At 66.3% G+C, this 1339-nt stretch carries 1 protein-coding gene; it reads right to left on the bottom strand.

Annotated elements, in window-relative coordinates:
- Nucleotides 1-19: 19 nt before the first annotated feature.
- Nucleotides 20-1084 (bottom strand): IS110 family transposase, encoded by a 1065-nt coding sequence (locus ABZ909_RS43680; protein WP_357012408.1) that lies wholly within the window; start codon nt 1082-1084, stop codon nt 20-22.
- Between the last annotated feature and the right edge of the window lie 255 nt (nt 1085-1339).

Below are 1339 nucleotides of genomic sequence, written 5' to 3'. Positions count from 1 at the left end.
TGTGATGCTCCTATAGATGTCAAGCAGTTTCGGCTGGTTGGTGCTGCGGAGGATGTTCGGTGAGGGCGTGGTAGACCTCGCGGGCGATGAATCGTTTGAGGCAGCGGATGATGTCTTTCTTCGAAAGCCCTTGTGCGGTACGACGTTCGACGTAGGCGCGGGTGCGCGGGTCGTAGCGCATGCGGACCACGGCGATGGTGTGGAGGGCGTTGTTGGCTGCCCGGTCACCACCGCGGTTGAGGCGGTGTCGGCGGGTCCGGCCGGAGGAGGCAGGGATGGGGGCGACGCCCGCCAGGTGCGCGAAGGCCGCTTCCGAGCGCATCCGCTGGGGGTTGTCGCCTGCGCTGGTCAGCAGTTGCCCGGCGGTCTCGGGACCGACACCAGTGAGAGCCAATAAGGCTGGTGCCGCCCGTGCGACGAGCGGAGCGATGTGAGTATCGAGTTCACGGATTTCGGTGTCGAGCGTCTGATAGCGGTGAGCCAGCCGGCGCAGTGTCTCGCCAGTCGCGGTCAACGGGTCCGTCAGGTCAGTGGCGGGAGGCGATGCGGCCAGGGCGCGGATGAGGGCGGTGCGATTCATGCCGGTGGTCTGTTCGCGCAGTGCTGCGGGCGCGGAGACGAGAAGGCCGCGGATCTGGTTGATCGCTTGGGTGCGGGCCTTGACCGCGCTGCGGCGCGCAGCCCGCAGGACCCGCACGGCCTCGACGGCACCGTCGCGGCTTTTCGGAGTTCCCTTGGCTCGTCCCGACAACACGGCCATCGCGGCGGCATAGGCGTCGATCGGGTCGGATTTGCCTTGTCTGCGCCGGGTTTTGCGGTCGGGTCGATCGACCTCGATGACCCGCACTCCGGCCGCGGTCAACACCCGGGCCAACTCGGCGCCGTAGGCTCCGGTTCCTTCCACGCCGACTCCGACCACGGTGCCGTGAGAACCCATCCAGGCCAATAGATCTCGATAGCCACTCGACGTGGCGGGGAACTGTCGATCCGCGAGGTGTCTGCCCACCGCGTCGATCACGGCGGCGTGATGGGTCGATCCGTGCGTGTCGACACCGCCAGTGACCTCGAGACTGTCGTGCATCATGGTGATCGTGTCCGTCCCTTGCTGATCCGTTTTCCAGGGCGGCACGCGCCGGGCGGAGCGGGTGGACAAGACTGTGGCGGGGCTCTGGAACCAGGCTCCTATGAAGTCACGAAGCACCGGTCCGGCCGCGTGCGCGGTGACGCCCGGCAGGTCGACAGATCACAAAGGGGACAGTCGAAGACGTCAGTCAAGCGGAGAGTCAGACCCACCGAAACGTCACCAAGGTCATCATCACAGTCAAGCGGTTCGGTCGGT

Origin of the sequence: Nocardia sp. NPDC046763, from assembly GCF_040645495.1 — a bacterium.
Classification (GTDB): domain Bacteria; phylum Actinomycetota; class Actinomycetes; order Mycobacteriales; family Mycobacteriaceae; genus Nocardia.
This window is presented reverse-complemented; position numbering and strand designations above follow the sequence as displayed.